Origin of the sequence: Arthrobacter agilis, from assembly GCF_002953615.1 — a bacterium.
Taxonomy (GTDB): Bacteria; Actinomycetota; Actinomycetes; order Actinomycetales; family Micrococcaceae; genus Arthrobacter_D; species Arthrobacter_D agilis_B.
Map to the genome: position 1 here is coordinate 1,186,031 of NZ_CP024915.1, position 4,136 is coordinate 1,190,166.

General features: G+C 69.2%; 3 protein-coding genes. All 3 read left to right on the forward strand.

Annotated features, from left to right (window positions below; genetic code table 11):
* Positions 1–673 (forward strand): tRNA (adenine-N1)-methyltransferase (locus CVO76_RS05665; protein ID WP_432206135.1); only part of this gene is annotated, 673 nt, incomplete at its 5' end.
* A gap of 156 nt (positions 674–829) precedes the next feature.
* Positions 830–2,587 carry a proteasome ATPase gene (gene arc, locus CVO76_RS05670; RefSeq protein WP_208741154.1) on the forward strand — a complete coding sequence of 586 codons (1,758 nt, stop codon included), beginning with the start codon at positions 830–832 and terminating at the stop codon, positions 2,585–2,587.
* 77 nt (positions 2,588–2,664) lie between these two features.
* On the forward strand, positions 2,665–4,136 hold a 1,472-nt coding region (gene dop, locus CVO76_RS05675), incomplete at its 3' end, for a depupylase/deamidase Dop (protein ID WP_208741711.1).

Here is a 4,136-nt window from a genome sequence, read left to right on the forward strand (position 1 = left end):
GCTGCGGGCCGTCGGAGACTCCGGGTACCTCCACTCGTTCGAGCGGCGCGAGGAGTTCGCCGACATCGCACGGGGCAACGTCGAGACGATCTTCGGCGGGCCCCACCCGGCGTGGCAGATCACCCTCGGCGACTTCCAGGAGCAGGTCGTGGAGCACGAGGAGCCGGGGTCCGTGGACCGCGTCGTCCTCGACATGCTCGCGCCCTGGGAGTGCCTCGACGCCGTCGCGACCGTCCTCGGTGCCGGCGGCGTGTGGATCAGCTACGTCGCGACCGTCACGCAGCTCTCCCGCACCGCCGAGGCCATCCGCGCCGACGGACGCTTCACCGAGCCCGAGGGCTGGGAGTCGATGGTGCGCGGCTGGCACCTCGAAGGACTGGCCGTCCGTCCGGACCACCGGATGGTGGCCCACACGGGGTTCCTGCTCACCACGCGCAGGCTCGCCGACGGCGCCGTCGGATTCACCCCGAAGCGCAGGCCGTCCAAGACCGGCTTCAGCGAGGAGGACCTCAACGCGTGGACACCGCAGGCCGTCGGCGAACGCGAGGTCTCGGACAAACGGCTCCGGCGCGTGGCGCGGGACGCGGCATCCACGATCCAGCGCGGTTCCCTGCCCCCGGAGGAGGCACAGGCCCGCCGCGACGCGATCGCCGACGGCGGTACGGTCGAGTAGGGGAGCCCGGCGCACCCGGGGCGATACAGCATCCGCGGCGGGCAGGAACAGGGGAGAGGTCCGCGGACGCCGGGCGTTAACACTGCACGCCGTGCGATGACGTCTGCGCTAAGGTCGAAAGACAGCCGAAGGTCGAACACGAGGTGGCGAACCGAAATGACGGACTCCGAAGACAGCGCTCCCGCCGCCGACGCGCGCGGCATCACCCCGCCTCCCGCCGACACCGCCGTGGCCCAGCGTCAGCTCAACATCCTGCGGGACCGGCTGCGCCACATCGACCGGCAGCTGGCCTCCGCGACCCAGAACAACGGCAAGCTCGTCAGCGCCCTGGAATCGGCCCGCACCGAGATCGTCCGACTCAAGGCCGCCCTCGAGAAGGAGGGTGCAGCGCCTTTCAGCTTCGCGACGGTCATGCAGGTCAACCCGAAGCGGCCGGCAGAGCCCGGGACCACCACCGAGGCGACGGTGCAGGACACCGCTGACATCCTCCAGTCGGGGCGGAAGCTCCGCGTCACCGTCAGCCCGCTCATCAGCGTGCGGCAGCTCACGCCCGGCCAGGAGGTGCTGCTCAACGAATCGCTGACCATCGTCGCGGCCCTCGGCTTCGAGCGGGCCGGCGAGATCGTGACCGTCAAGGAACTCCTGGGAGCCGACCGTGCCCTCGTCGTCGGGCGGACGGACGACGAGCGCGTCATCCGCCTCAGCGGGCCGCTGCAGGCCGAGAGGATCCGGGTCGGCGATGCGCTGGCCGTGGACACGAAATCCGGCTACGGCCTGGAGAAGGTGCCCCGGAGCGAGGTGGAGAACCTCGTGCTCGAGGAGGTGCCCGACATCGCGTACGGGGACATCGGCGGACTGGGTCCGCAGATCGAACAGATCCGCGACGCCGTGGAACTGCCGTTCCTCCACCCCGACCTCTACCGCGAACACGGCCTCAAGCCGCCCAAGGGGATCCTCCTCTACGGCCCTCCCGGGTGCGGCAAGACGCTCATCGCGAAGGCCGTCGCGAATTCCCTCGCGGCACGTGCCGCGGAGCGCGCAGGCCTCGAACAGATCCGCAGCTACTTCTTGAACATCAAGGGCCCCGAGCTGCTGGACAAGTACGTCGGGGAGACCGAGCGCCACATCCGGCTGATCTTCGCGCGTGCCCGCGAGAAGGCGTCGGACGGCAGTCCCGTGGTCGTGTTCTTCGACGAGATGGACTCGCTGTTCCGCACGCGCGGCACCGGCGTCTCCTCCGACGTCGAGACCACCATCGTGCCGCAGCTGCTGAGTGAGATCGACGGTGTCGAGAAGCTGGAGAACGTGATCGTCATCGGCGCCTCGAACCGTGAGGACATGATCGATCCGGCCATCCTGCGGCCGGGCCGGCTCGATGTGAAGATCAAGATCCAGCGGCCCGACGCCGAGGGCGCCGCCGAGATCTTCGCGAAGTACATCACCGCCGACCTGCCCCTGCATGCCGACGACCTCGCGGAGAACGGCAACGACCCGCAGACCACGATCTCCGAGATGATCCGCCGGACCGTCGAGCAGATGTACTCGACGGACAAGTCGAACGAGTACCTCGAGGTGACCTACGCCAACGGGGACACGGAGATGCTCTACTTCAAGGACTTCAACTCCGGTGCGGTGATCCAGAACGTGGTGGACCGCGCCAAGAAGTACGCCATCAAGGACCTCCTCCTCGACGGCAGCAAGGGCCTGCGCATCGAGCACCTCATGCGGGCCGTGGTCGACGAGTTCCGCGAGCACGAGGACATGCCGAACACCACGAACCCGGACGACTGGGCACGCATCTCGGGCAAGAAGGGCGAGCGCATCACCTACATCCGGACGATCGTCCAGGGGAAGGCCGGGCAGGAGCCGGGCAAGTCGATCGAGACGACGGCGAACACGGGCCAGTATCTGTGATCGAAACGGGTGGACGACGGACCGGTGGGACGGATGCGCTGCCGGCCGTGGGCAAGGGGGTCTCCGTCCACCGTGTCATGGGGACGGAGACCGAGTACGGCATCATCGCGCCCGCCCTTCCCTCGGCGAATCCCACGCTCCTGTCCTCGCAGGTGGTCAACGCCTACGCGGCGACCCTGAGGGAGGGGCTCGGCAACCTCGCGGGCACCCGCTGGGACTACACGGACGAGACACCGCTGACGGACGCCCGCGGGTTCCGGATGGACCGGGCGGCCGCGCATCCCAGCCAGCTGACCGACGAACCCGCGGAACTCAGCGCGGAACAGATAGCCCTCGAACGGGGGGAGCCGGCCGAGGCGGCGGTGCTGATGAACCTCGTGCTGAACAACGGTGCGAGGCTCTACGTGGACCACGCCCACCCCGAGTACTCCTCGCCCGAGGTGACCAATCCGCTGGACGCCGTCCTGTGGGACCGGGCGGGGGACCACGTCGCCGCGGCCGCCATGACCCGGATCGGCTCCACCCCCGGCTTCTCGCCCGTCATCCTCTACAAGAACAACACGGACAACAAGAGCGTCTCCTACGGCTCGCACGAGAACTACCTCGTTCCCCGCAGCGTGCCGTTCTCGAAGCTCGCCGAAGCGCTCCTGCCCTTCTTCGTCTCACGGCAGGTCATCTGCGGCGCCGGCCGCGTGGGCATCGGCCCGCTGAACCAGGAACCCGGATTCCAGATCAGCCAGCGTGCCGACTTCTTCGAGAACGAGATCGGCCTGGAGACCACTGTCCGGCGTCCCATCATCAACACGCGCGACGAGCCGCACGCCGTCGCCGAGAAGTACCGCCGGCTGCACGTGATCATCGGTGACGCCAACCTGAACGAGGTGTCCAACTACCTCAAGCTGGGCACCACCTCCCTCGTCCTGGCGCTGGTGGAGCAGGGCCTGGCGCCGGTCCCCACCCTCGAGGACCCCGTGCAGGCACTGCGCACCATCAGTCACGACCCCTCGCTGGCGGCCACGGTCCGGTTGACGGACGGCCGTAGCGTCTCCGGACTCGACCTTCAGGAGATCTACTGCGAGGCGGTGACGCGCGCCGTGCCGGAGGACGCCGACGAGCAGACCCGCGACGTCGTCGAACGCTGGCAGGCACTGCTGGCGACCCTGCGCCGCGAACCTCTTGCGGCGGCCCGGCAGGTGGACTGGATTGCGAAGCTGAAAGTGCTCGAGGCCTACCGCACGCGGGACGGACTCGCCTGGACGGACCCGCGGCTCGCGCTCATCGACCTGCAGTACGCGGACCTGCGGCCGGAGAAGGGCATCTACCAGCGGCTCGCGCGCCGGGGCGACGTCGACCTGCTCGTGCGCCCCGAGGACGTGGCGCGGGCAGCCGTCGAGCCGCCGCGCGACACCAGGGCCTACTTCCGCGGCCGCTGCATCTCCGAGTATCCGGCGGAGGTCGTCGGTGCGAGCTGGGACTCGCTGATCTTCGAGCTGGCGGGGGAGCGGCGGCTGCAGCGCGTGCAGACACGCGAGCCGCTCCGGGGCACGGC

Bases quoted from the DNA above. Each gene is read 5' to 3' on its own strand.
- arc (WP_208741154.1), top strand. From the start codon at position 830: ATGACGGACTCCGAAGACAGCGCTCCCGCCGCCGACGCGCGCGGCATC.